General features: G+C 43.6%; 20 protein-coding genes, 1 tRNA gene and 1 riboswitch. Of the genes, 4 read left to right on the forward strand and 17 right to left on the reverse strand.

Features of this window, described 5'->3' with window-relative positions:
• From Q7Q81_RS05160 to Q7Q81_RS05190, 7 genes are all read right to left on the reverse strand, one after another.
• Complete coding sequence (locus Q7Q81_RS05160; protein ID WP_368502111.1) at positions 1-1,056, reverse strand: FecCD family ABC transporter permease; 1,056 nt, start codon at positions 1,054-1,056, stop codon at positions 1-3.
• Between the two features lie 24 nt (positions 1,057-1,080).
• Positions 1,081-2,046: an ABC transporter substrate-binding protein gene (locus tag Q7Q81_RS05165; protein WP_277259285.1), complete on the reverse strand. Its 966-nt coding sequence runs from the start codon at positions 2,044-2,046 to the stop codon at positions 1,081-1,083.
• A 68-nt stretch (positions 2,047-2,114) separates the two neighbouring features.
• Positions 2,115-4,382: a TonB-dependent receptor plug domain-containing protein gene (locus tag Q7Q81_RS05170; protein ID WP_304274154.1), complete on the reverse strand. Its 2,268-nt coding sequence runs from the start codon at positions 4,380-4,382 to the stop codon at positions 2,115-2,117.
• Positions 4,383-4,567: 185 nt separating this feature from the next.
• Positions 4,568-4,739, reverse strand: a riboswitch (cobalamin riboswitch).
• 573 nt (positions 4,740-5,312) lie between these two features.
• Entirely contained in the window at positions 5,313-6,032 is a 720-nt protein-coding gene (locus Q7Q81_RS05175) for an amino acid ABC transporter ATP-binding protein (RefSeq protein ID WP_044484609.1), read from the reverse strand.
• Between the two features lie 8 nt (positions 6,033-6,040).
• Positions 6,041-6,691 (reverse strand): amino acid ABC transporter permease, encoded by a 651-nt coding sequence (locus Q7Q81_RS05180; RefSeq protein WP_009146117.1) that lies wholly within the window; start codon positions 6,689-6,691, stop codon positions 6,041-6,043.
• 52 nt (positions 6,692-6,743) lie between these two features.
• On the reverse strand, positions 6,744-7,511 hold the full coding sequence (locus Q7Q81_RS05185; protein WP_304274156.1) for a basic amino acid ABC transporter substrate-binding protein: 768 nt from the start codon (positions 7,509-7,511) through the stop codon (positions 6,744-6,746).
• A gap of 97 nt (positions 7,512-7,608) precedes the next feature.
• Complete coding sequence (locus Q7Q81_RS05190; protein WP_363316422.1) at positions 7,609-8,388, reverse strand: basic amino acid ABC transporter substrate-binding protein; 780 nt, start codon at positions 8,386-8,388, stop codon at positions 7,609-7,611.
• A 499-nt stretch (positions 8,389-8,887) separates the two neighbouring features.
• Here Q7Q81_RS05190 and Q7Q81_RS05195 point away from each other — a divergent pair, with 499 nt between their 5' ends.
• Positions 8,888-9,505 carry an HD-GYP domain-containing protein gene (locus Q7Q81_RS05195; RefSeq protein WP_021720610.1) on the forward strand — a complete coding sequence of 206 codons (618 nt, stop codon included), beginning with the start codon at positions 8,888-8,890 and terminating at the stop codon, positions 9,503-9,505.
• Positions 9,506-9,611: 106 nt separating this feature from the next.
• On the opposite strand, the gene nrdG is transcribed toward Q7Q81_RS05195, so the two are convergent.
• Together nrdG and nrdD are read right to left on the reverse strand one after the other, a co-directional pair.
• A complete protein-coding gene (gene nrdG, locus Q7Q81_RS05200) occupies positions 9,612-10,151 on the reverse strand; it encodes an anaerobic ribonucleoside-triphosphate reductase activating protein (protein WP_303711938.1) in 540 nt (179 codons plus the stop codon).
• Between the two features lie 18 nt (positions 10,152-10,169).
• On the reverse strand, positions 10,170-12,296 hold the full coding sequence (gene nrdD / locus Q7Q81_RS05205) for an anaerobic ribonucleoside-triphosphate reductase (RefSeq protein WP_021720612.1): 2,127 nt from the start codon (positions 12,294-12,296) through the stop codon (positions 10,170-10,172).
• Between the two features lie 473 nt (positions 12,297-12,769).
• On the opposite strand from nrdD, the gene Q7Q81_RS05210 reads away from it, so the two are divergent.
• Positions 12,770-13,702 (forward strand): DMT family transporter, encoded by a 933-nt coding sequence (locus tag Q7Q81_RS05210; protein WP_304274158.1) that lies wholly within the window; start codon positions 12,770-12,772, stop codon positions 13,700-13,702.
• Between the two features lie 201 nt (positions 13,703-13,903).
• Positions 13,904-15,091, forward strand: coding sequence for an iron-containing alcohol dehydrogenase (locus Q7Q81_RS05215; RefSeq protein WP_304274162.1), 1,188 nt, complete (start codon positions 13,904-13,906; stop codon positions 15,089-15,091).
• Between the two features lie 111 nt (positions 15,092-15,202).
• Here Q7Q81_RS05215 and rpmA read toward each other — a convergent pair whose 3' ends face one another.
• The 6 genes from rpmA to guaA all read right to left on the reverse strand — a co-directional run bounded on the left by rpmA (position 15,203) and on the right by guaA (position 20,342).
• Positions 15,203-15,496 carry a 50S ribosomal protein L27 gene (gene rpmA / locus Q7Q81_RS05220; protein ID WP_021720615.1) on the reverse strand — a complete coding sequence of 98 codons (294 nt, stop codon included), beginning with the start codon at positions 15,494-15,496 and terminating at the stop codon, positions 15,203-15,205.
• Positions 15,497-15,501: 5 nt separating this feature from the next.
• Positions 15,502-15,828 (reverse strand): ribosomal-processing cysteine protease Prp, encoded by a 327-nt coding sequence (locus tag Q7Q81_RS05225; protein ID WP_304274165.1) that lies wholly within the window; start codon positions 15,826-15,828, stop codon positions 15,502-15,504.
• A gap of 5 nt (positions 15,829-15,833) precedes the next feature.
• A complete protein-coding gene (rplU, locus tag Q7Q81_RS05230) occupies positions 15,834-16,145 on the reverse strand; it encodes a 50S ribosomal protein L21 (protein WP_009145437.1) in 312 nt (103 codons plus the stop codon).
• A 129-nt stretch (positions 16,146-16,274) separates the two neighbouring features.
• A complete protein-coding gene (locus Q7Q81_RS05235; protein WP_304274166.1) occupies positions 16,275-17,690 on the reverse strand; it encodes an Rne/Rng family ribonuclease in 1,416 nt (471 codons plus the stop codon).
• Between the two features lie 121 nt (positions 17,691-17,811).
• A complete protein-coding gene (locus Q7Q81_RS05240; protein ID WP_304274167.1) occupies positions 17,812-18,564 on the reverse strand; it encodes an EFR1 family ferrodoxin in 753 nt (250 codons plus the stop codon).
• 224 nt (positions 18,565-18,788) lie between these two features.
• Positions 18,789-20,342 carry a glutamine-hydrolyzing GMP synthase gene (guaA, locus tag Q7Q81_RS05245; RefSeq protein WP_293822908.1) on the reverse strand — a complete coding sequence of 518 codons (1,554 nt, stop codon included), beginning with the start codon at positions 20,340-20,342 and terminating at the stop codon, positions 18,789-18,791.
• A gap of 378 nt (positions 20,343-20,720) precedes the next feature.
• On the opposite strand from guaA, the gene Q7Q81_RS05250 reads away from it, so the two are divergent.
• Entirely contained in the window at positions 20,721-22,004 is a 1,284-nt protein-coding gene (locus Q7Q81_RS05250) for a dicarboxylate/amino acid:cation symporter (RefSeq protein WP_021720621.1), read from the forward strand.
• A 328-nt stretch (positions 22,005-22,332) separates the two neighbouring features.
• Here Q7Q81_RS05250 and Q7Q81_RS05255 read toward each other — a convergent pair.
• Positions 22,333-22,408 (reverse strand) — tRNA-Thr (locus Q7Q81_RS05255).
• Positions 22,409-22,484: 76 nt separating this feature from the next.
• Positions 22,485-23,288, reverse strand: a complete 804-nt coding sequence (locus Q7Q81_RS05260; RefSeq protein WP_293695883.1) for an undecaprenyl-diphosphate phosphatase — start codon at positions 23,286-23,288, stop codon at positions 22,485-22,487.
• Between the last annotated feature and the right edge of the window lie 9 nt (positions 23,289-23,297).

The following is a 23,297-nucleotide window of genomic DNA, read 5'->3' on the forward strand; positions in this document are numbered from 1 at the left end:
TCAGTTACCTCCAAAGCCATAGGTTTTCTTAATCATCAGGTAAACGAAGCAGGGCGCGCCGATTAAGGATATCAGAATACCGATTGGCAGCTCGGTGCGCGGAATAATTACACGGCATAGGCCGTCGGCAATTACCAGAAATACCGCGCCTGTCATAGCGGAAACAGGTATTAATTTTTTGTGGTCGGTGCCTACCAGCATACGAATGACGTGCGGTACTACCAGGCCGACAAAGCCTACCATACCTGCAGCATACACTATAAAGCCTACGATAAGAGAGCTTACCAGCAGATAAATCTGTCTGTAAATATGTAAATCCGTTCCCAGTGTCAGCGCCGATTCATCACCTAAAAGCATCAGATTAAGCATGCGGCTCTGCGTCCATAAGAACAGCACTGCCAACAGCACGATTGGTCCGATGACAGCCAAGGTTTCCCACTTGGCACCGGCAAAGCTGCCCATCATCCAGTAGGCAATAGTCTGCATACCCTCTTTATTATTGGCAAAGTAAACTATAAAGCTGGAAAACGCACCGCAGACTGCGCTCAGCGCCATGCCTGCCAAAAGCAGTTTGACGGAATTGCTGCGTCCGCCCAGATTAGAGATAAACAGTACACCCAGCGACATGGCAAAGGCACCGATAAAGGCTGCAATGCCGACAAAGTTTTCACCAAGCGCAACGCCGATGCCCAACAGAATCGCTGCCGTAGCACCCAGCGAAGCACCGGAGGAAATGCCCAGTATATATGGGTCAGCCAAGGGGTTTTTTACTACAGCCTGCATGATAACGCCGCAAACCGAAAGCCCCATGCCTACTAAGGCAGCCAGCACCAGACGCGGCAGGCGCAGCAGCCAGATAATATCATGCACAGGTCCGCGGTCAGCGCCTTCGATTGGCTGTCCGCTAAACATCTGCTCTATAACCGTATTATAAATATTTACCAACGGCAGCTTTACCGTACCAATGGACAACGCCCAAAACAAGGCAATTACCAGCAAAGCAAGCAATCCCAAGCAGATGAACAAGTACCCCTGCTTCTTCAAAAAATTAACCATCATCATTTCTCCTTAAAGACATTTTTATTCATCATATAATCCTTTACGCATAATCTTTAAGCCTTCTACAATCCTTACACCCGGAGTATATATATAATCCAACCGTATCGGATAAACACGTTTATTCTTAATTGCATTTACCGAATTTAACGCCGGAATAGAATATATCTGTTTAAGTTGAATAAGTCTGTCCTTATTAAAGTAAACTAAAAAAATCACTTCTGGATTAATTTTTATCACTTCTTCATAGCTTAAGACTCGCCCTTGTGATACAATTTGACCGTTTAATCGTTCCACCATATTTCCAGCCAATGTGTCACTGTCATAATTTCTAAAATTTCTTCCCCCATTTTCTAATACTAAAACCCTTTGATTCTTGCCTTTACTACTTATTGTAGTTTTTATTGCTTTTTCAATATTATCGACTAACTTTTTGCTCTCTGCTTCTTTTTGAAAGATTTTTCCCATATCTAATATAAATTTCTCTTGATCTTCAATTGTTTCATGTTTTGTTAAGCCATTAGATGTTATATTAATGTACGTATTAACGCCACGTTTATTCCAAAAATCAGTTGTTTCTAAGCTCTTACCATTAAATGTAGATAACCAACCTATTATTAAATCAGGTTGTAAATTAATAGCTTCTTCTACTGTCAAATTATCAAATGTAATTTTACTTAAATCATCTGCCTGTTCTTTATATTGTGGTAAATACTCTTTATATCTATCCGTGTTTTGATAATTAACAGCTAAAATATTTTTTTCTGCTCCCAAAGCAATTAAAGTTTCTGCAACATAAATTCTATTAGCAATTACCCTCTGTGGTACTTTTGAAAAACCTATTTCTACCTTTTTGCGCTGGGAATTAACTGTTGATACAGTAGTGTAATGAGATTCTATTTTTTTTACAGTGTTATTCTCACTGCTATGAAGTAATAATAGTATAAACATTAGGATTACACAAACTAAGATAGTTATAATTCTATTCATTATATCCTCACATTGAAAAATTACTACGGAAACCATATGATTTCCGTAGTAATTCTCAAGCATATCAATTAAAATTTATACTGCATACCAACTAAAATTCTGCGACCTTGTTGAGGGAATGCTCCAATGCCCATATGGTACATATAACGATTTTCCCAAGCAGTATTCCATAAGTTATTAGCAATTAAATATAAAGTTGCTTTTTCATTAAGTTTATAATTCATACTCAGATCACTAATTACAAATCTATTGTTGGTAAAATAATCAGTATCATTACCGGAGTAAATTGTAGTCAGTAAGTCTACATTAAAATTACCTTTATCATAGCCAAGGTCAATTTGATAATTATTGATTGGTACCTGCTTATTTAATAAATCATCTAAACTGGTACCATCTGGAACAGTTTTAAAGTTTTTAGAATGGAAATCAGTTTTTACATAAGTATAAGAAGCACCTAAACGCCAATTATCATCAAATTGATGTTCTACAGACAAATTCAAGGCTTTTTTGCTTTGCTTAGCATTCATCGAATAACTCTTAGTACCAGTTGCTGTAGTTAAGTCTTCCACTGAATAAGATCCTATAGCATTATCCATTTTCAAATAGCTATAGTTTATATCTAAATTAGTTTTTTTGCCTAAAGATTTTTTCAAGCCTACATTGTAAACATTACCTTTTTCATCTTCCAAAGGCTCCAATACAGCGTCATAATCAGTTACTTTTTTAGCTCTAAATACTTGAGCCCAAGAACCATATAAACTGGTTGTGTCGTCAAATTTATATTGTGTAGCCATCATACCACTTACATGGTTGACTTTACTATCAGATGGTGATTTATCCGCACCATTACCTTTTTTTACCGTATAATCACTAGCATGCAAATATCTAAGACCAGGTGTTAACTCAAATTTATCACTGAAATGAATTTTATCCTGTAAATAGCCAGTCAATATATTTCTGTTTATGTTAGCTGTTGTATTGGCAGATGGATTTACTCTGTTATATGTATCATGACTTGCCGTAACACCAAACAAAATATCATTTATTCCATACCTTTTACCAAGCTGGAGTTCTACACCATTACTCTGTTCCTTATATGTGCTTACAGAATGTTCTCCTTTGTAACTATCCAAATAAGCCTTCAATTGCTCCATAGTAATATTGCCAGAAGGACTGAAATTAAAATTAGAATTTTTTACCCATCCTGCTTCATAAGTATTATGAGTAGAAAATGCTCGGATATAACTTGGCAAATTATTATCTTTATTAAATTGATAAGTTAAGTCAAGATTGCTTGTTTTACTCGTTGTAAAATTGCCTAAAACTCCATGATACCACCATTTATTTCTAAAACCTTGATTTATAGGAGCATGTGATTTTCCATCTGCAGCATCTATATTTACTTGTCCGCTAAAGAATCTATCAATGCTTGCTGCCCGATAATCTCTAGGCACAATCGGATATCCGTCCCAGTTATTCGTGTAGTTATATGACAATGATACGAAATGGTTATCATCATATTTTCTATCTATACGAACAGCAGCACTATCATCCTTATAATGAGTTCCAAAATATTTATAATTTTTACCTGTCAAACCATCTTTATAATGCGTATCTCCGCCCATGTCACGATTTAAGACCATGAAATAACGCCAATTACCATCATCAGAAGAACCATTATGTACTAATCCATAAGTATGACGTTTCCAAGAACCAGTTGCAATATCAATAGTTGTCGACGGCTTCGTTGCACCTTTTCTGGTAATAATATTAATCACACCGCCACTGGCATCACCACCATAAATAGAAGCGCCAGGTCCTTTAATAACTTCAATAGATTCTACATTTCCAATGCTTGTAATTAAATGCAAAGGAACCATTGATGTATTACCGCTTGAACTTGAAGATCCGCTAGAAGAACTTGAAGCACTATTATCAAGCCTACGTCCATCTAACAATACGACAACATGTCCATCACCATTAATTGTTACTTGCTGACTATAAGCCGAAAATCCATATTCGCCACCTCTATAACCCATATCATTGATATGAACGCCAGGCACACGCTTAACAGCATCTGTAATGTTTTGATAATGCTTACTTTCGATTTCCTGACGTGTTACTACAGTTACATCACCACCAGTCCTTGCATAAGACTGTTCAGTAATAACATTACCAAAAGAATCCTTTGGTACAGCATTCCTGCTACCTTCAATAATAATCTCATCCAAATCACCTTGCATAGTAGTATCTGCTGCACTAGCAGATGCTACGAAGCCTGCGCTGGCAACTGCGCACAGCACTGACATAACCAGTGCTTTTTTGCTTTTTAACATACTCAAACACCTCATAAAAAATTTATTTTTTAACCTCAGCTATCAAGCTGTCCTAGTTTCGCTTGCAGCTTTGGCTAAAATCATATTTTTAAGGGCGCTCTGTATTAAATAAAAACGCCCTTCTGCCTAATGACAGAAGGGCACACTTATCCCTTAGTAGTCTCCTGTCACTCGCAGCACACTTAACACTTAAAGAATTTCAGGCAATTCTTCTGGCTCAGCTTCATCGTAATCCTTGCCTTCCCAGTTTCCCAGTGACATTATTAAGGAACACTCCACTTTACAGCTGCGTGACAGCGCAGGTTTTTCACCTGCTTACTTATTAAGTCTTTCAACACCTGATACGCTAATATTCACTTGTTTTCTAATTCTTCAACTAATTTATTTTGTAACCTTTCATCTTCTTTAAAGATGAAGATACTTAAATATAAGATTACTCTAATTAAAGATTGTATATATTGATTTCTTCCTTATTTTGTAATAGCATTCATTACATAATTAGTTACTGATAGAATTATAGCACGTTGTCCCCCCCCGTCAAGCAAAAGTACATCGAGTACTTTTGGCTTGCAGGTGCCTACGGCACCTGATAAATCAAAAAGGACTCCGTAATATTAGAACGAAGCCCTTAATATTCAAAGCATTATTATATTGTAATTATATGTCAACCAACTGACAACTATATTCTCATTCTGACGTAAATTGCAAAGAAAATTTAAATATGAATATAAAAACTCCGCTCTAAGATAACCTATGAAATTAATATCTTTCAGATATCGGTTAACATTCTTAGAGCGAAGTTATGTTTTTTGCAACATGAAATATTTCTTTTTAGCGAAAATAATTACCCTATCACCCGTAGCACAAGGCTAATTAACTGTAATGCTTAATCATAATCATCATGAAATATGTTGCCGATATTTAATTCTCTTATAAAATCTTGGACAGGAAGTTTTTGGTACGCTCCTCTTTCGGATTACCAAAAATTTCTTCCGGAGTCCCCTCTTCCAGAATTTTGCCGCCGTCTACGAAGCATACACGGTCGCCAACCTCACGGGCAAAGCCCATTTCGTGAGTAACAACAGCCATGGTCATGCCTTCGTTAGCCAGCTGTTTCATAACGTCCAGAACCTCGTTAACCATTTCCGGGTCAAGAGCACTGGTAGGCTCGTCAAACAGCAAAGCCTTCGGCTTCATGCACAGGGCACGCGCAATAGCAACACGCTGTTGCTGACCACCGCTGAGCTGATCAGGATAATTGTTGGCTTTATCTTCCATGCCAACCTTTTTCAGGTACATATGCGCAGTCTTTTCTGCTTCATCCTTAGAAACGCCGCGCACCTTCATCGGTGCCAGCATAAGATTCTGCATAACAGTCATATGCGGGAACAGATTAAAGCGCTGGAATACCATGCCGACTTCCTTACGGATTTCGTTGATATTAGCCTCACCGTTCAGAGGAATACCGTCGATAACAATGCTGCCGCCGGTAGGCTCCTCCAAAAAGTTGATGCAGCGCAGCAGAGTACTCTTACCGCTGCCGCTGGGGCCGATAATAACAACAACCTCTTTTTCCGCAATAGTCAGGTTTACACCCTTGAGTACGTGCAGATCACCAAAGCTTTTCTTCAGATCTTTGATTACAATCATTTCCTTGCTCATTTCGTGTCAAACCTCCGCTCCAGATAACCGGTAAACCTTGCAACAGCAAAGGTCATAATCAGATAGATAATAGCTACAGCCATCCAGATTTCAAAGGAAGCGTAGGTACGGGCAATAATCAGCTGGCCGCGACGAGTCAGCTCTTCGAAACCGATAACGGAAACCAGAGAGGAATCCTTCAGCATCGCAATAAATTCATTGCCCAGAGGCGGAATGATACGCTTGAAGGCCTGCGGCATGATAATATAGCGCATAGTCTGCGCCCAGGTCATACCGAGGCTGCGGCCTGCTTCCATCTGGCCCTTGTCGATAGACTGAATGCCTGCACGGAAGATTTCGGCAACATACGCACCGCTGTTGATGGAGCAGGCGGAAATTGCTGCCACAAACGGATCAACACGGCTGCCGATAATATTAGGCAACGCAAAATACACGAGGAAGATTTGTACCAACAGCGGGGTGCCGCGGATAAAATCGACATAAACATTGGCAAAATAACGCAACGGCTTAATGCTGCACAAGCGCGCAATACCGATCATGCAGCCAATCAGCAGACCGAAGGTAACGCTCATCGCCGTAATCTCTACGGTAATAGCGGCACCGGCCAGCAAAAGCGGAAACGAATTTGCCATAAGCTCAAAATTCATATTCTCCCAATCCCTTCTAAATTCTTAGTTGCAGGCTGGAGAGAACCACTGCTTATTTTTTCTCTCCAAACCATTTAGTATAAAGCTTATCATATTCGCCGCTCTTTTTCAATTCAGCTAAAGCTTTATTTAAATCGCCGGCCAACTTGCTGCCTTTTTTAACAGCAATACCATAAGGCTCAGCTTCCATTCTTTCACCAACAGTTTTAGCAAAGTCCTTGCCTGCTTTGGTCATATAGTATTCAACAACCGGAGCATCACCGATTACAGCATCAGCACCGCCGTTTTTCAGCTCCAGAGAAGCCTCGTCCTGAGTATTAAATGCCTTTACTTTAGCACCTTCAACAGTTCTGGATTTATTTTCACCGGTAGTACCGATTTGGCAGGCAATAGTTTTACCCTTCAAATCATCGATAGATTTTACATTGCTGTCTTTACGTACCATGATCATCAGACCGGAGGTGTAATAGGATTCAGTAAAATCAACAACCTTTTTACGCTCGTCGGTAATGGTCATACCGGCAATAGCAACATCAATATTGTTGGAATTCAGCGCCGGAATCAGAGCATCAAAGCCCATGCTTACCATTTCAACCTTGTAGCCCATTTGCTTGCCAAGAGCTTCAATCAGTTCAATATCAAAGCCGGTCAAATCCTTGCTGCCTTCCTTAGGAAATTCAAACGGTGCGAATACAGGCTCAGTGCCGACACGCAAAACCTTAGCGCTGTCAGACGCCTTTTTTTCCTCCCCGCCGCAACCGGTCAGCAGCATGCTGCAGGCCATAATAGCCATCATTAAAAATACTAATACCTTTTTCATTTGTTGGTCCCCCTCATTTTTTCTTTTCTAATTTTTTAATATCAAACGGAGCACGTCCGGCAATTAAACCCTGTCGTGCTCCGTAGTGAACAAAATATTATTTCTTTACTTCACCAAACCAGGTTTTGTAAATCTTGTCATATTCACCATTTTTCTTCAACTCAGCCAAAGCCTTGTTGATTTCACCCGCAAGCTTATCATTGCCTTTTTTAACAGCCAGACCGTATTGCTCTGCTTCCATGATATCGCCAACAGTCTTCATGCTGGTGTTGCCGCCCTGTGCCAGGTAATAACCAACTACAGGACTATCATTGATAATCGCATCAACGCCTTTGTTTTTCAATTCCATAACAGCTTCATCATTAGTGTTGAAAGCAGTTACTTTAGCGTTAGCAACGTTTCTGGCATTCTTTTCACCGGTAGTACCGATTTGGCAGGCAATACGTTTGCCTTCCAGATCTTTAACACTCTTAACTTCATTGTTGTCCTTATTTACCATGACAATCAGGCCGGAAGTATAATAAGGCTCAGAGAAGGTAACAGCCTTTTGACGTTCTTCATTAATGCTCATGCCTGCAGCAACAACATCAATGTTACCGGAGTTCAGTGCCGGAATCAAAGCATCAAAGCCCATGCTGACAATTTCAACCTTGTAGCCCATTTGCTTGCCGATAGCACGTGCCAGATCCATATCAAAGCCATCATAGCTTTTGCTGCCCTCTTTTTGGAATTCAAAAGGTGCAAAGGTAGGCTCTGTACCAACGCGCAGTACCTTTTCCGGTTCAGCAGCTTTTTTATCGCCACCGCCGCAGCCGGCAATCATCATAGAAGCAGCAGCCAGAACTGCCATAACTAAAAACAAAATCTTCTTCATCATCAATTTCCCCTTTCGATATTGTAAGCCATTTTTGAGATACGTACATTATATACCTAAATACCCGCAAGGTAAAGTATTTTTATGAAAAAAAACAGTATAAAAATAAAAATTTGCCGCATTTTTTTTCAAAATACAGCAAATTGTAATTTAGGTAACAAAAAACAACTCAGCTGACCTGGTTTTCGCCCCCACACTCGCCTGCTGGAAGGTTCGCTCCTAAGCATTCCGCTCCCCACTACTACCTCTCTCGCCCATAATTTTTTTGCGGCAGGACTTACTTCTAAGCTGCACCGTGCTCACAGCAAAATTTTGCTGCTTACGTGGATCGTTTCGCCTGCAACTGGCATCGACTTGCAACCACAGACCTGAGTTGTCCTATCTATTATAATGGGAAAAAATTTTTTTTGCAAGTCAATAGCTCTGCATACTTTTATCTTTTGTCAAAAAGTGCTATACTATTGGTACTCAATATTGAACGGAAAAAAAGGAAACACGCTTTATGATTGCTATACCACAATGTCTGGACTTTGCGGATGCTCGCCTGACGAAGGATATCTGCGAGTTCTATTTAAGAATGCTGGAAATTAAAAACAGGGAAATTTATCTGCACAGTCAGCAGGTTGCCAATTATTCTGCCAGCACTGCCGCTAAGCTCGGTCTGCCTGCCAGCGAGGTTTCGCAGATAAAAACAGCAGCGCTGCTGCATGATATCGGTCAGCTTTCCGTACCCAATATTATTTTAGCTAAGCTGCCGTTTCTTTCTACGCGCGAACAGTCTATTTATAAACGTCACTGCATCGCAGGCGCCAGCATGCTGGAGAACATTCCCGGCTTTGATACCATCAGCGATATCATCCGCGCGCACCATGAAAAATGGGACGGCACCGGTTATCCCAAACGCCTGAAGGGACAGAACATCCCTATCGGCGCACGCATAGTCGCCGTAGCCAATTATTATGACCGCAACCTGAACCCCTGCACCCAGCATTGGCAAAAAACTCACGCCGACGCTATCATCGAGCTGCAGAATAAGGCCGGTCTGGATTTTGAACCGGCAATAGTCAAAGCCTTTATCGAATCTGTTATTCCGCAATCCTTGCGCACACAATTAAAATAGCATTGTCAGTCCTGCTAAGACCGACAATGCTATTTCTTTTTCCGGGCATCCCAGCTCCTACGAGCCGGGATGCTTTATTTTTATAAATTTGTAAACGCACTGCTTATCAGATGCTTAAGCCCTCGCCGTCATCCCATTGTACAATGCCGTCTGCCTTCAGCGATTCCTGCACCAAGATAACGCGTTGGTTTTCGCTGCCGCGAAAGCGCAGATTAGGATTCTTCAGCTCAAGCTTAAATTCTCCGTCCACCAATACGTCAATATAGGACAACATTTCCTCAGTGATTTCCCAAGGACCGAGATTACCGGTCAGCATATCCTTTTCGAAATTATAACCGCTGTAGCACCAGATATCCTTCTTTGGGAAGCGCTCTCTTACCTTGCGCAGGAACGGCAGCAGCGCTGCCTGATTAGCAGGCTCAAAGGGTTCACCGCCCAAAAGCGACAGGCCACGGATATGTTCGTTCTCCAACAGCTCCAGCAAATGCTCTTGCGTTGTTTCCGTAAAAGGCTGACCGTAATTAAAATTCCAAGACTCCGGGTTAAAGCAGCCCTTGCAATGATGCGTACAGCCGCTGACAAACAGCGATACACGCAAGCCCGGTCCGTTAGCAATATCCAGATTTTTTATTTCTGCGTAATTCATACGCCCTCACCTCGCAAATTACAGATGCATTACTCTGGCTTTGATTTCTTTAGTCTTACCTACATTCCAGAAGTTCTCTCCCAGATAGCCGCAGGTACGGCGGATAACCGTCATCTTGGAGTGATCCTTGTTGTGGCATGCGGGGCATTCCCACTCATTGTCATCATTAATGGTAATTTCACCGTCAAAGCCGCAAACATGGCAGTAATCGGATTTGGTATTAAACTCCGCATACTGGATGTTATCATAAATGAATTTGACAACCTCTTCCAATGCTTCGGTGTTGTGACGCATATTAGGAATTTCTACATAAGAAATCGCACCGCCGGAGGAAATATTCTGGAACTGGCTTTCAAATTTAAATTTGCTGAAAGCATCAATCTTCTCGCGTACATCAACATGATAGGAGTTAGTATAGTAGCCCTTATCGGTAACATCCTCAATCGTGCCGAAACGTTCCTTGTCGATACGTGCGAAGCGATAGCAAAGGCTTTCTGCCGGTGTACCGTACAGACCGAAGCCAAGGCCAGTCTGTGCCTTCCATTTATCGCAGGCACCGCGCAGACGGTTCATAACGCGCAGGGCAAAATCCTCGCCTGCAGGATCGGTATGGCTTACGCCCTTCATCAGCTTGGTCAGCTCATAAAGGCCGATATAGCCGAGAGAAATGGTAGAATAACCGTTTTCCAGATACTTGTCTATTGTTTCGCCCTTACCCAGACGGGCAATAGCACCGTACTGCCAATGTACAGGGCTGACATCGCTCTTAATGCCTTTCAGCGCATTGTGACGGCACATGAGCGCTTCAAAGCACAGCTCCAGACGCTCATCCAGCAGCTTCCAGAACTTCTGCTCATCGCCCTTGGCAACAATGCCAATCTGCGGCAGGTTCAGAGAAACTACGCCCTGATTGAAGCGACCTTCAAATTTATAGTTACCGTTTTCATCCTTCCAGGGAGACAGGAAGCTGCGGCAGCCCATCGGGGAGAAAACATTGCCTTCATAGTTTTCACGCATCTTCTTGGCGCTGATGTAGTCGGGATACATACGCTTAGCGCTGCATTTTACTGCCAGACGTGTAATATAATCGTACTTGCCGCCCTTCAGGCAGTTATGCTCATCCAGAACATAAACCAGTTTCGGGAAAGCCGGGGTTACATAAACGCCCTTGTCATTTTTAATGCCCTGCAGACGCTGACGCAGAATTTCTTCCACAATCATAGCGTTTTCCTTCAGATACGGATCATCCTTCTGCAGATTCAAAAACAGGGTAACAAACGGAGATTGACCATTGGTGGTCATCAATGTATTAATCTGATACTGAATGGTCTGTACGCCGCCCTTCAGCTCGTAGCGCAGGCGCTCGTTCGTCAGACGCTCCAGAGTTTCGTCATCAATGTTGCCTCCGGAGGTTTCCTTGATGCTCTTTTTAAACTTTTCATAGCTCTTACGCAGATATTTTCCCAGATGACGGATATCAACAGACTGACCGCCGTACTGGCTGGAAGCAACAGAGGCAATAATCTGTGTCATAACGGTGCAGGCAACCTGGAAGCTTTTAGGGCTTTCAATCATTTTGCCGTTCATAACCGTGCCGTTATCCAGCATATCGCCGATATTAATCAGGCAGCAGTTGAAAATAGGCTGAATAAAATAGTCTGCATCATGAAAATGCAGCACACCTTCTTCATGCGCCTTGGAAATCTTTGCCGGCAGCATAATACGCTTCGTCAAATCCTTGGAAACTTCACCGGCAATCAGGTCGCGCTGAGTAGCAGCCATCGTTGCATTTTTATTACTGTTTTCTTCCATAACGTCCTTATTGCTGTTGCGGATTAAGGACAGAATAGAATCGTCGGTAGTGTTGGCCTTACGCACCAGAGCACGTTTATAACGGTAAATAATATACTGCTTTGCCAGCTCAAATTTACCTGCATCCATCAGGCTATGCTCTACCATATCCTGAATGTCTTCTACAAGCAGGCGCATACGGTTACGAGATTGTACGCTATCCGCAATTTCCTGGATTTTATCCTCCTCAATACGAAATTCCGGTTCTACGGCAGCATTGGCTTTTTGAATAGCAACGACAATCTTTGCGGCATCAAAATCTACTGTTGTGCCATCGCGCTTAATTACTTTCATAACCTTTCAGCATCCTTTCTTGTAAAAATCAAAGTTATAAATCAATATCTTCGTATAATAACTAAGAGCAAAAATCCATAAGTTATTCTTAAAATACACCTATACGTTATTCAAGGCTCTGACCGTAACGGTCAAAGCCTTGTCTTAATCATAAAAAACAGCTACGGTTCAGCGTAGCATTTTCTGTAGCTTTATTCTACCACAATATGTCGTAGGTGTCAAAGATAAATTCATCAATATGTTGATAAAATTCTTTGTAGACGATTTTTTCGCCAATTTAGCATTTCGCCTTATTTTTCCTATTTTCAGCTATTTGCTTTACAAAAAAGTCCTGCGAGAGGAAATGTTCCGCAGAAAAACAGCTCAAAATTATCCCTTCAGCAGCGATTTTTCAAGCTGTTACCTTTGTACACGCACTGCAAAATATGGTATAATTATTTTCATCTTATTGTTTTGTTATAGGGGTGTTGTTTATGAATAATTCATCAGCAAATAATCACAGTACACGCGGCGTTCTCATGCTCACCTTGTGTGCCTTCATCTGGGGTACTGCCTTTATCGCGCAAAGCGTCGGCGGCGATTACGCCGAACCATTAACCTTCAACTGCGCGCGCAGTGTTTTAGCTACTGTCTTTTTATTTGGCTGTTGCCTATTGTTCGACAAAGCGGCAGGTAAGCGCTTTACTGTTTTAGGCAGTGATGACCCTATTTATAAAGAACGTCTGCTTAAGGGCGGCATCACCTGTGGTCTTTTCCTCTCACTCGCCTGCTTTTTCCAGCAGCTTGGCATAATGTACACCACCGTCGGCAAAAGCGGCTTTATTACAGCACTCTATATCATTCTGGTACCTGTTTTGAGCTATATCTTCTACCGTCGTTCCGTTTCCCTGCTGCAGGGCCTCAGCGTTTTTGTAGCAGCCGTAGGCATGTACTTCATCTGCATCAACGAAGGCTTCTCTATCAACAAAGGTGATTTATACACACTCATCTGTGCCTTCTGCTTCGCTGCACAGATTATCGCCATAGAAAATATCATAAAAAATCTTGACGGCGTGCGCCTGTCACTCATACAATTTATGACCTGCACCGTTGTCAACGGTGTGCTGATGTTTATTTTTGAAACACCGTCACTGGATAATATTATTGCAGGCTGGGCACCTATCGCCTACGCCGGTATCATGTCCAGCGGTGTAGCCTACACGCTGCAGATTGTCGGTCAAAAACATGTCAGCTCCCTGGTTGCCTGTATGCTGATGAGTCTGGAATCAGCCTTCGCACTGGTAAGCGGCTGGCTTATCTTGGGACAGGCTATGAGCAGCCGTGAAATCTTTGGCTGTGCTCTGGTATTTGCGGCAATTACTTTGGCGCAGCTGCCGGAAGAAATACTGGGATTAAAGAAGCGCTAATCCTTACACTTAAAATAAATTGACAAAGAAAAAATAATTTCCTATAATAAGCAAAGTAAGAGAGATTCCTGATAGCTGTATGTCAGTCCTCTCCGGATTTTGTTTTTGAGAGAGACTGCCTGCGACCTCAGGCAGTCTTTTTGTTATTCTTTTATTACCTTTTAAACAATGATAAATTATTACTGGCAAGGAGCTGATATTATGGATCATTTTCAGATTCACGCACCTACACAAATAATCTTCGGTAAAAATACCGAACATGAAGCAGGTAAATGGTGTAAATATTACGGTGCCCACAAGGTACTCGTACACTTCGGCGGCCACAGCGCCAAGAAAAGCGGTCTGCTGGACCGCGTCTGCGCCAGCCTGCAGGACGCAGGGCTGGAATACGTACTGTTGGGAGGTGTTGTGCCTAATCCGCAGCTTTCCATGGTTAAGAAGGGCGTAGAGCTTTGCCGTGAGGAAAACGTTGATTTTATTCTCGCAGTCGGCGGCGGCAGTGTTATCGACAGCGCCAAGGGCATTGGCTACGGCCTGGCTAACCCCGGAGATGTTTGGGATTATTATGCTAAGAAAAAAGAGATTACCGCCTGCGCTCCGCTCGGCGCTGTGCTGACTATCGCGGCAGCAGGCAGCGAAATGAGCAACTGCAGCGTTATCACCAACGAGGACGGCATGCTCAAGCGTGGCCTTTCTACCGATTACGGCTACTGCAAATTCGCTATTATGAACCCTGAGCTTACATATACATTGCCTGCCTACCAGACAGCCAGCGGCTGCACCGACATCATGGTACATACCTTGGAGCGTTATTTTACTGCGCCGTCAACACATCATCTGGCACTAATCGACGGTATCGCCGAAACCTTGCTGCGCAATGTTATGCGCTATGCCAAAATTGCACTCAAAGAGCCGGATAATTACGATGCCCGCGCTGAAATTATGTGGAGCGGCACCCTATCACACAACGAAACCACCGGCGACCGCACCTTCGGCGACTGGTCCTGCCACCAGCTGGAGCACGAGCTGAGCAGCATGTTCGGCGTTGCTCACGGTGCAGGCCTTGCAGCAGTATGGGGCAGCTGGGCACGCTACGTATATAAAGAAAACATCGGCCGCTTTGCCCAGCTGGCAGCTAACGTTTTCCATATTCCCTATAACTTCCGTAATCCCGAAGCCACAGCTTTGGAAGGCATTGCTGCAATGGAAAGCTTCTTCCACCATATCGGTATGCCTACAAGCATTCACGAGCTTATCGGCAAGGACCTCACAGAAGATGAAATCAAAGAGCTGGCATATAAATGCAGCTTTATGAATACGCGCACCATCGGCCAATTTAAGGTACTGACTATCGAAGATATGGAAAATATCTACCGCGCGGCAAAATAACCTGTTACTAAAATCAAAATGCTTCCTTTTGCGGGGAAGCATTTTTTCATCTAGTTCCGGAAATACAAAAAACTCCGTAACCCAAGGGTTACGGAGTAATTTTTATGAAGATTACATTGCTGCTTCTTCAACAGGATATACACTGATTTGGCGTTTGTCGCGGCCTTTGCGTTCAAATTTAACGCGACCTTCAACCTTAGCATAAATAGTGTAGTCCTTGCCCATGCCAACATTGTTGCCCGGATGGAATTTAGTACCACGTTGACGAACGATGATGCTGCCAGCGGTTACCAGCTGGGTGTCATGAGCTTTGGTACCCAGACGTTGTGCGTTAGAGTCACGACCGTTGTGGGAGCTACCAGTACCTTTTTTATGTGCATGTAATTGCAGAATAATTTCAAACATTACTTTCACCTCCTATGTTCTTGAATGCGAACATATTGCGGACACTGACGCGCTATTGATTCCACTCCATAAATCATGGTTTGCAATATAGCCTCTGTCAGGTCGGTAGGAGCACTGTTCAATGCTACCTCGAAGATTCCGTCCTCCTGATTAACGACATAGGACGGATTGAGTTTCAAATGTTTTTCCAAGCCAAGCAAGGGAGCCTGTGTTAAAGCAGAAACAGCACTGCAGACAATGTCTGAGCCCTCTTCAGCAAAACCAGCATGACCACTGACCTTATAGCCTGTAATCATACCCTGCCTGTTCCTGAATAAATCAACACTTACCATAAAAATTATGCGTTAATAGCGGTGATTTCAACAGTAGTGAACGGTTGACGATGACCTTGACGTTTACGGTAGTTGGATTTAGCTTTGTATTTGAAAACGAAAATCTTGTCTGCTTTGCCGTGTTCTACAACTTTAGCAACAACTTTAGCGCCTTCAACTACGGGCTTGCCAATCTTAACATCAGCATCATTTACAACGGTCAGAACTTCTTCAAAAACTACTTCAGCGCCAACTTCTGCGTTCAGTTTTTCAACTTGCAGAGTTTCGCCTTCGCTTACGCGGTATTGTTTGCCACCGGTTTTGATAATTGCGTACATCTATTGCACCTCCCTTAATGATAGACTCGCCAAATACGGTACCCTGACGCCAGGGATTTTCAGAACCTCTCTGCGCGGTTGGGGACGGACCAAATCAGTCCATACTGGAATATTTTACCTTAATGTCTGCTATTTGTCAACACCGCTGTTGTCTAAAATCATAAAACTTTCTACATGCAGGGAAGCATCTGCCTCAACCTTTAGGGAGCAGGCCAGTTCCCGTTCCCAGGCACGCAAATCCTTGCTCACCAGCCACTCTGCCAGCCATGGATTAGCGGTAATCAAAAGATTTTTTGAGCTGCTGCGGCGCTTCAGCAAGGTACGCAGACGACGCTTAATTTCCAAGGAAAGATTTTCCCTGCTCTGCACACGTCCGCTGCCGTTGCATACCGGGCAGGGAGTATATAATACGCTTGATAAATTCTGACGCGATTTTTTTCGGGTAATCTCCACCAAATTCAGTACCGTAATATCCTGCACCTTGGGATGCATTTTATCACCCTTCAGCGCCTGCTGCAGAGAGTTCATAATCTCTCTTTTGTGATTATCTGTATGCATATCAATAAAGTCTACTACTATAATGCCGCCAATATCACGCAAACGCAGCTGACGCGCAATCTCCAGCGCCGCCTCGCGGTTAATCTGCATAATCGTTTCTTCCAGATTTTCGCGTCCGCTGAACTTGCCGCTGTTAACATCAATAACAGTCATCGCCTCAGTATGGTCAATAACCAGATAACCGCCGCTAGGCAGCGTCACCTGTCTGTCACTGATGCCGGCAACTGCTTCACCCTGCTTGTGATATTCAAAGATATCCTCCAGCCCCTGATACAGCGTTACCCTGATATCCTGTGCCTGCGGCATCTCGGCCAGCAGCTCTTCTACACGTTTATAAATCGGCAGATTATCAATCACGATTTCCGTCAGCTCCGGACGCAGATAGTCGCGCACAATACGGATAGGCAGATCAAGCTCACGCCTCAGCAGACAGGGAGCCTTCGCTACACGCTCACGTGCCGCCAACACCTTCCAGTCAGCAGCCAGCTCCTGCACATCGCGCTCCAAAAGCTCACGCGCAACACCGGTTGCCGCCGTGCGCACCACAATTCCCATACCTGCAGGACGCACGCCCTCGCAAATCGTATTCAGACGCTCGCGCTCCTCCTTATCGGTAATCTTACGTGAAATGCCCACATAATCCGCCTGCGGCAGCAGTACAACATAGCGTCCGGGCAAGGTAATTTCGCGGGTAGCGGTAGGACCCTTGGTACCGCGTGCATCCTTAGAAATCTGCACTATCAGGCTTTGGCCTTCTGTAACATTCTTTTTATTGCCCAGATACAGAAATGCATTTTGCTCCAGGCCGATATCAACAAAGGCAGCCTGAATGCCACGGACTACATTGCAGACCTTACCTTTAAATATGCTGCCTACAAGATGCTGCTCTTCCTTGCGCTCTACCAGATATTCCATCAATATTCCGTTTTCCAGCAACCCCATACGGGTTTCGTCTTCGTTGGCGCTTATAATTATTTTAGCTATCATCGCTACTCTCCGCTCTTAAATAATCATGATATTATATTGTAGCATAAATTACGCCTGCTGGCAAAAGCAACGGCATTTCTGTATGTTAAAAAGCCGTTAAATCGCATATAAGCAAAAGCTCTTAGAAAAACACCTCATTCTTGTTTCTGACATCCTTGAATGCAGCAAGCATGTTATCGGTTTTTTGCTGCAATGGTAGCGGAAGAATTCTTGCCTGCTTCGGACATGCATGAACACAGGCCATGCAAAGAATACATTTTGCTGTATCCGTAGCCATCTTTCCGTCCTCATTTGCTATAGCATCCGTCGGGCAGATTTTTGCGCATGCACCGCACGCTGTGCAGGATGGCAGCGAAAGCGGCGCTGCCGGCACCTTCATCTCCGGCTTATACGGGTGATTGCCGGAAACCTGAACATTTTCTGCGGAAGTACTGTTCTTAACCGCCTCTGCAAATGCACGGATTTCTTTTATATCCCCCGCATCCGGTCTGCCGGCGCCAACCTCCGGCACAATAGAATGCTGCGCCACAAAGGCAGCAGCTGCTATTACCGTAAAGCCGGCTTGCTTCAGAATATCATTCATCTCCAACAGTGCATCTTCATAGGCCCTGTTCCCATAAACAGCGATGGTTACTGCCTGCTTTCCCTCACCGGCAAGCGTTTTTATTTTTTCGCGCACGACAGAAGGAATTCGTCCGGCAAATACAGGTGCTGCAACAATAATCAGCTCACCCTGCGGTTGCTCCGTCGGCGTTTGCTTATCTCCCAAATCATGCCATTCTGCATCTTTGCCTACGGCAGCGGCAAAAATATCGCTTACCTTTTTTGTTCCTCCCGTGGGACTGAAATAATAAACCTCCATTTTATCTGACATTTTTCGTCCTCCTTTGCTTTGTGCATACATATAATAAATTTAACTGCAGCCTCTTCAAAAAGTTTTTCCTCTTAAGCAATAATTATGCATCACTTGATATTATTGTAAAACAAAAAGCAGGATATGGCCAGCGCATAAATATGTACAAACGCAAAAATCCCTTAGCTATGAGTTTTCTACCCACAGCTAAGGGATTAATTTTTACTATTATAGTGTATCAGAAATTATTCGAACTCAATAGTAGCAGGCGGTTTGGTAGTATAGTCAAAGAGTACGCGGTTGATGTGCTTAACCTCATTAACGATACGATTAGCCGCAGTAGTAATAGTTGCCGGCGGCAACATAGTTACTTCTGCAGTCATGAAGTCGGTGGTAGTTACCGCACGCAGAGCGATAGCATAATCATAGGTACGTTCGTCGCCCATAACGCCAACGCTACGCATATTGGTCAGAGCTGCAAAGTACTGGCTCGGACGCTCGCTCATCGGCAGCTTGTCTACCTCTTCACGATAAATTGCATCTGCATCCTGTACGATAGCAACCTTTTCCGGAGTTACATCGCCGATGATGCGGATTGCCAGACCGGGTCCTGGGAACGGCTGACGTGCTACCAGGTTTTCAGGCAAGCCAAGCTCACGGCCGGATTGACGAACCTCATCCTTGAACAGGTCACGCAGAGGCTCAACAATTTCCTTGAAATCAACAAAATCAGGCAGACCGCCAACATTATGATGGCTCTTAATGGTTGCAGATTCGCCGCCAAGGCCGCTTTCTACAACGTCAGGATAAATGGTGCCCTGTGCCAGATAGTCAACAGCACCGATTTTCTTAGCTTCTTCTTCAAATACGCGAATAAATTCTTCGCCGATGATTTTACGTTTTCCTTCCGGAGCAGTTACGCCTGCCAGCTTGCTATAGAAGCGCTCGCGTGCGTCAACGCAGATGAAGTTGATATCGAACTGACCGCCTTCACCGAAAACAGCGCAAACCTCTTCACGCTCGTTTTTGCGCAGCAGACCGTGGTCTACAAATACGCAGGTCAGCTGCTTGCCGATAGCCTTAGCCAGCATAGCAGCACAAACGCTGGAGTCAACACCGCCGGAAAGCGCACACAGCACCTTGCCGTCACCAATTCTTTCTTTCAGCTCAGCAACAGTCTGCTCTACGAAAGAATCCATTTTCCAGGTTCCTGCACAGCCGCAAACATTGTAAACAAAATTGCTCAGCATCTTGGTGCCGTTTTCGGTATGCAGAACCTCGGGATGGAATTGTACGCAATACAATTTACGTGCTTCATCCTCAGCAGCAGCAACCGGGCAGTTCGGAGTGCTGGCAACAATTTTGAAGCCGGGAGCTGCGGTTTCGATATAATCGTTATGGCTCATCCAGCAAACATTCTTCTCGGAAAGGCCGGCGAACATCGGGCTGGTGGTGTCGAGGTCAACAACGGTTTTGCCGTATTCGCGCTCGGGAGCTACGCATACATGACCGCCGAGCATATGCATCATCAGCTGGCTGCCGTAGCAAATGCCCAGAACAGGTATACCCCAAGTATAGATTTCCGGATCAATAGTAGGAGAATCCTCCAGATAAGCACTGTTAGGACCACCGGTAAAAATAATTCCTTTAGGATTTTTAGCCTTAATTGCTTCCAGGCTATGCTTATAGGATACGATTTCGCAGTACACACCGCTTTCACGTACGCGTCTTGCGATTAACTGGTTATACTGCCCGCCGAAGTCAATTACGAGCACCATTTCTTTTGCATTATTTTGCATCAATCCTTCACTCTCCTTCAAAAATAAACATGCTGCTTATATAGCAGTTATGTAAAAAATTATACGTTTTTAATATATTATAGATTACCATAAACGGCATAAAAATGCAATGAAAATGCTATTTCAGCGTCATAACGTCTTGTTCTGACCTAAGTATACATCCTACTGCTCTTAAAACGTGCTTTGCTGCAATAAATAACAGTAAGCCTAAACACAAACATCCCATATTCAAATATCATTAATGACTGCTAAATTGAAATTTACAAATCTTTCAGAAAATGCTATAATATTTTTTAGGTATGTCGCAAGGCTACCTAGGGAGTATTAGCTGCCAGAAATTCTAAAAAATCTGACAGCACCTATTTTAGGAGGGATATAATGCAGCAAAATGCAGATGTGAAGGATTTAGCACAAAAAGTGATAAATCAAAACAAGTCACAAAACAACAAAAGTCAATTTATTCTATGGATGGGCGCACTGGTAGTCGGTGCCATTCTCGGTTATATGGGAATCAAACCCCTGAATGAATTATTCAATTTCATCGCTACCGTTTATACACGCCTCTTCCAATTTATCGCTGTACCTACCATTGCTTTAGCCGTAATTACTACATTGGCTGCTTTGGGAAGCAAAAAAGAAACCGGCCAGATTTTTGCTCACGCCGTAGTTTACACCTTTTTGACTACTGTTTGTGCAGCAGGCATCGGTCTTGCTATCTATCTTTGGGTAGCTCCCGGCAACCTGCCGGCAGAAATTGTCGGCAGCGGCATGTCCAATGTACCGCAAAATCTTGGCAAGTTAAGCTACTATGACCACATTTTAAATGTTATTCCTAACAACATGCTGCAGCCGTTCCTCGCTGGCAACGTGCTTTCCGTAATGCTGATTGCTGCTGCTATGGGTTTAGGTCTGGCATTTATGCCTAAAACCGAAAACAGAGAAGCTCTGCTGAAAGCAGTATTAGGCTTCCAGGAGCTGCTGTTCACTCTTATTAAAGCGTTGCTGTTCGTACTGCCTCTCGGTATTCTGGCATTCGCAGGTCAGCTTTCCGCACAGATTGAAGCCGGCGTAATCGTTGGCGCTCTGGGCAAATATACTCTGGTTATCATGGCCAGCAACTGTGTACAGTTCTTCATCGTTCTGCCTATCTTCCTGCTTGCAAGAGGCCTGAACCCGATTGATGTATTCAAGAAAATGTCTCCGGCAGTCGCTGTTGCACTGTTCACCAAGAGCTCCGCAGGCACCCTGCCTGTAACTATGGCGTCCGCTGAACAAAACATGAAGGTTAACAAAGCTGTTTCCCGCTTTGTACTGCCTATCTGCACCACCATCAACATGAACGGCTGCGCTGCCTTCATTTTGATCACTTCCATTTTCGTTATGCAGAATGCAGGCTTTGAGCTGTCCATGACCACCATGCTTACCTGGCTGCTGGTATCCGTACTGGCTGCTGTTGGTAACGCAGGCGTACCGATGGGCTGCTACTTCCTCACCCTGTCTCTGATGAGCGGCATTGGCGCTCCTATCGGTATCATGGGTATCATCCTGCCGATTTACACAATCATCGATATGGTTGAAACCGCAGAAAACGTTTGGTCTGACTCCTGCGTTTGCGCAATGACCGACCATGACCTCAAAGGCAAAATTGCCGAAGAAGAATAAAGCATAAAGCAAATAACTGCTAATTCGCTGTGAATTAGCAGTTATTTTTTTGCAGGAAACAGTGTTATAAGCCAACCATATTTCTTGCGCAAATTGACAAACATTTATTGATATATTACACTATCCTCAAAGCCCGCTTGCGGATAAGGCCTACTAAGGTGTCGGTTCTGGCACCATTGGTCGTCTTAGCCCAAGCGAGGCTTTTTTATTGTGTAATAATAGCCATCTCGCCGCAAGATTGCAACCACATTGCAAGCAAAGCCACTAAAAGCGCCTTACGCAGAAAAATAAAAAAGCCCGGAAACAAAGTTTCCAGGCGGTTTTTCATTGGAGCTGGCAATAGGAATCGAACCCACAACCTGCTGATTACAAATCAGCTGCTCTGCCAATTGAGCTATGCCAGCACAAAATTCTTTTATTATTATAAAGGATAAAGCCTGTTTTGTCAATACTTTCGCAAGCAAAGATTTTATAGCATGCTTACATGTAGAAATACCAGTAGGTTACACCGGCCAACAGTATTCTGTAAACAGCAAAGCTGGTCAGCTTGGAATTCTGCAAAAATTTCAGGAACCATAATACCGAAATATAAGCAACGATAAAGGATACAACGAAACCTATTGCCAATACCTGCAGATCACCGGCAGAAAGATACTGGAAGTTTCTGAGCAGATCATAAATACAGGCCACAAACATCAGCGGTACAGCAATCACAAAGGTATAATTTGCTGCAGCACTGCGAGTCAGGCCCACCAAGAGGCCACCGGCAATAGTACTGCCGCTGCGTGAAAACCCGGGCCACAGGGAAAGAAATTGATAAATGCCAACCCATACTGCCTGACGGATAGAAATTTTATCAACATCATCAACCAGTTCAGCCTCACGGCCTTTAGTTCTATATTCCGCAAACATCAGCAACAAACCGCCCAAGAAAAGGCCTATTGCTACCGTAAAAGGAGAAAACAGATACTCCTTGATATAGTGATACAGGAAGAAGGCTACCAGCATAACCGGTACGATACCGGCGGCAACATGCCAGACAGAAAGTCCCTTGTTGATATCCCAGCCATCCTTAGTAAAAAATCTGGCAAAGCGCTCTTTATAAATAAAAACAACAGATAGAATAGCACCCAGCTGTACAAAGACATCAAAAACATCTGCCAGCTGGCCTTCAAAGCCCAAAACGTGACCGACAATAATCATATGTCCGGTAGAAGAAACCGGTAAAAATTCGGTCAAACCTTCGACAATACCCACAATAACGGCAATTAAATTTAAGTCCATGATTTACTC

This window comes from Phascolarctobacterium succinatutens (assembly GCF_958453765.1).
Taxonomy (GTDB): domain Bacteria; phylum Bacillota; class Negativicutes; order Acidaminococcales; family Acidaminococcaceae; genus Phascolarctobacterium_A; species Phascolarctobacterium_A succinatutens_B.

What these genes read in the sequence shown, in the direction of transcription:
- Q7Q81_RS05160 (WP_368502111.1), bottom strand. Translation starts at nt 1,056, where the DNA reads ATGGTTAATTTTTTGAAGAAGCAGGGGTACTTGTTCATCTGCTTGGGA.
- Q7Q81_RS05165 (WP_277259285.1), bottom strand. Translation starts at nt 2,046, where the DNA reads ATGAATAGAATTATAACTATCTTAGTTTGTGTAATCCTAATGTTTATA.
- Q7Q81_RS05170 (WP_304274154.1), bottom strand. Translation starts at nt 4,382, where the DNA reads ATGTTAAAAAGCAAAAAAGCACTGGTTATGTCAGTGCTGTGCGCAGTT.
- Q7Q81_RS05175 (WP_044484609.1), bottom strand. Translation starts at nt 6,032, where the DNA reads ATGATTGTAATCAAAGATCTGAAGAAAAGCTTTGGTGATCTGCACGTA.
- Q7Q81_RS05180 (WP_009146117.1), bottom strand. Translation starts at nt 6,691, where the DNA reads ATGAATTTTGAGCTTATGGCAAATTCGTTTCCGCTTTTGCTGGCCGGT.
- Q7Q81_RS05185 (WP_304274156.1), bottom strand. Translation starts at nt 7,511, where the DNA reads ATGAAAAAGGTATTAGTATTTTTAATGATGGCTATTATGGCCTGCAGC.
- Q7Q81_RS05190 (WP_363316422.1), bottom strand. Translation starts at nt 8,388, where the DNA reads ATGATGAAGAAGATTTTGTTTTTAGTTATGGCAGTTCTGGCTGCTGCT.
- Q7Q81_RS05195 (WP_021720610.1), top strand. Translation starts at nt 8,888, where the DNA reads ATGATTGCTATACCACAATGTCTGGACTTTGCGGATGCTCGCCTGACG.
- nrdG (WP_303711938.1), bottom strand. Translation starts at nt 10,151, where the DNA reads ATGAATTACGCAGAAATAAAAAATCTGGATATTGCTAACGGACCGGGC.
- nrdD (WP_021720612.1), bottom strand. Translation starts at nt 12,296, where the DNA reads ATGAAAGTAATTAAGCGCGATGGCACAACAGTAGATTTTGATGCCGCA.
- Q7Q81_RS05210 (WP_304274158.1), top strand. Translation starts at nt 12,770, where the DNA reads ATGAATAATTCATCAGCAAATAATCACAGTACACGCGGCGTTCTCATG.
- Q7Q81_RS05215 (WP_304274162.1), top strand. Translation starts at nt 13,904, where the DNA reads ATGGATCATTTTCAGATTCACGCACCTACACAAATAATCTTCGGTAAA.
- rpmA (WP_021720615.1), bottom strand. Translation starts at nt 15,496, where the DNA reads ATGTTTGAAATTATTCTGCAATTACATGCACATAAAAAAGGTACTGGT.
- Q7Q81_RS05225 (WP_304274165.1), bottom strand. Translation starts at nt 15,828, where the DNA reads ATGGTAAGTGTTGATTTATTCAGGAACAGGCAGGGTATGATTACAGGC.
- rplU (WP_009145437.1), bottom strand. Translation starts at nt 16,145, where the DNA reads ATGTACGCAATTATCAAAACCGGTGGCAAACAATACCGCGTAAGCGAA.
- Q7Q81_RS05235 (WP_304274166.1), bottom strand. Translation starts at nt 17,690, where the DNA reads ATGATAGCTAAAATAATTATAAGCGCCAACGAAGACGAAACCCGTATG.
- Q7Q81_RS05240 (WP_304274167.1), bottom strand. Translation starts at nt 18,564, where the DNA reads ATGTCAGATAAAATGGAGGTTTATTATTTCAGTCCCACGGGAGGAACA.
- guaA (WP_293822908.1), bottom strand. Translation starts at nt 20,342, where the DNA reads ATGCAAAATAATGCAAAAGAAATGGTGCTCGTAATTGACTTCGGCGGG.
- Q7Q81_RS05250 (WP_021720621.1), top strand. Translation starts at nt 20,721, where the DNA reads ATGCAGCAAAATGCAGATGTGAAGGATTTAGCACAAAAAGTGATAAAT.
- Q7Q81_RS05260 (WP_293695883.1), bottom strand. Translation starts at nt 23,288, where the DNA reads ATGGACTTAAATTTAATTGCCGTTATTGTGGGTATTGTCGAAGGTTTG.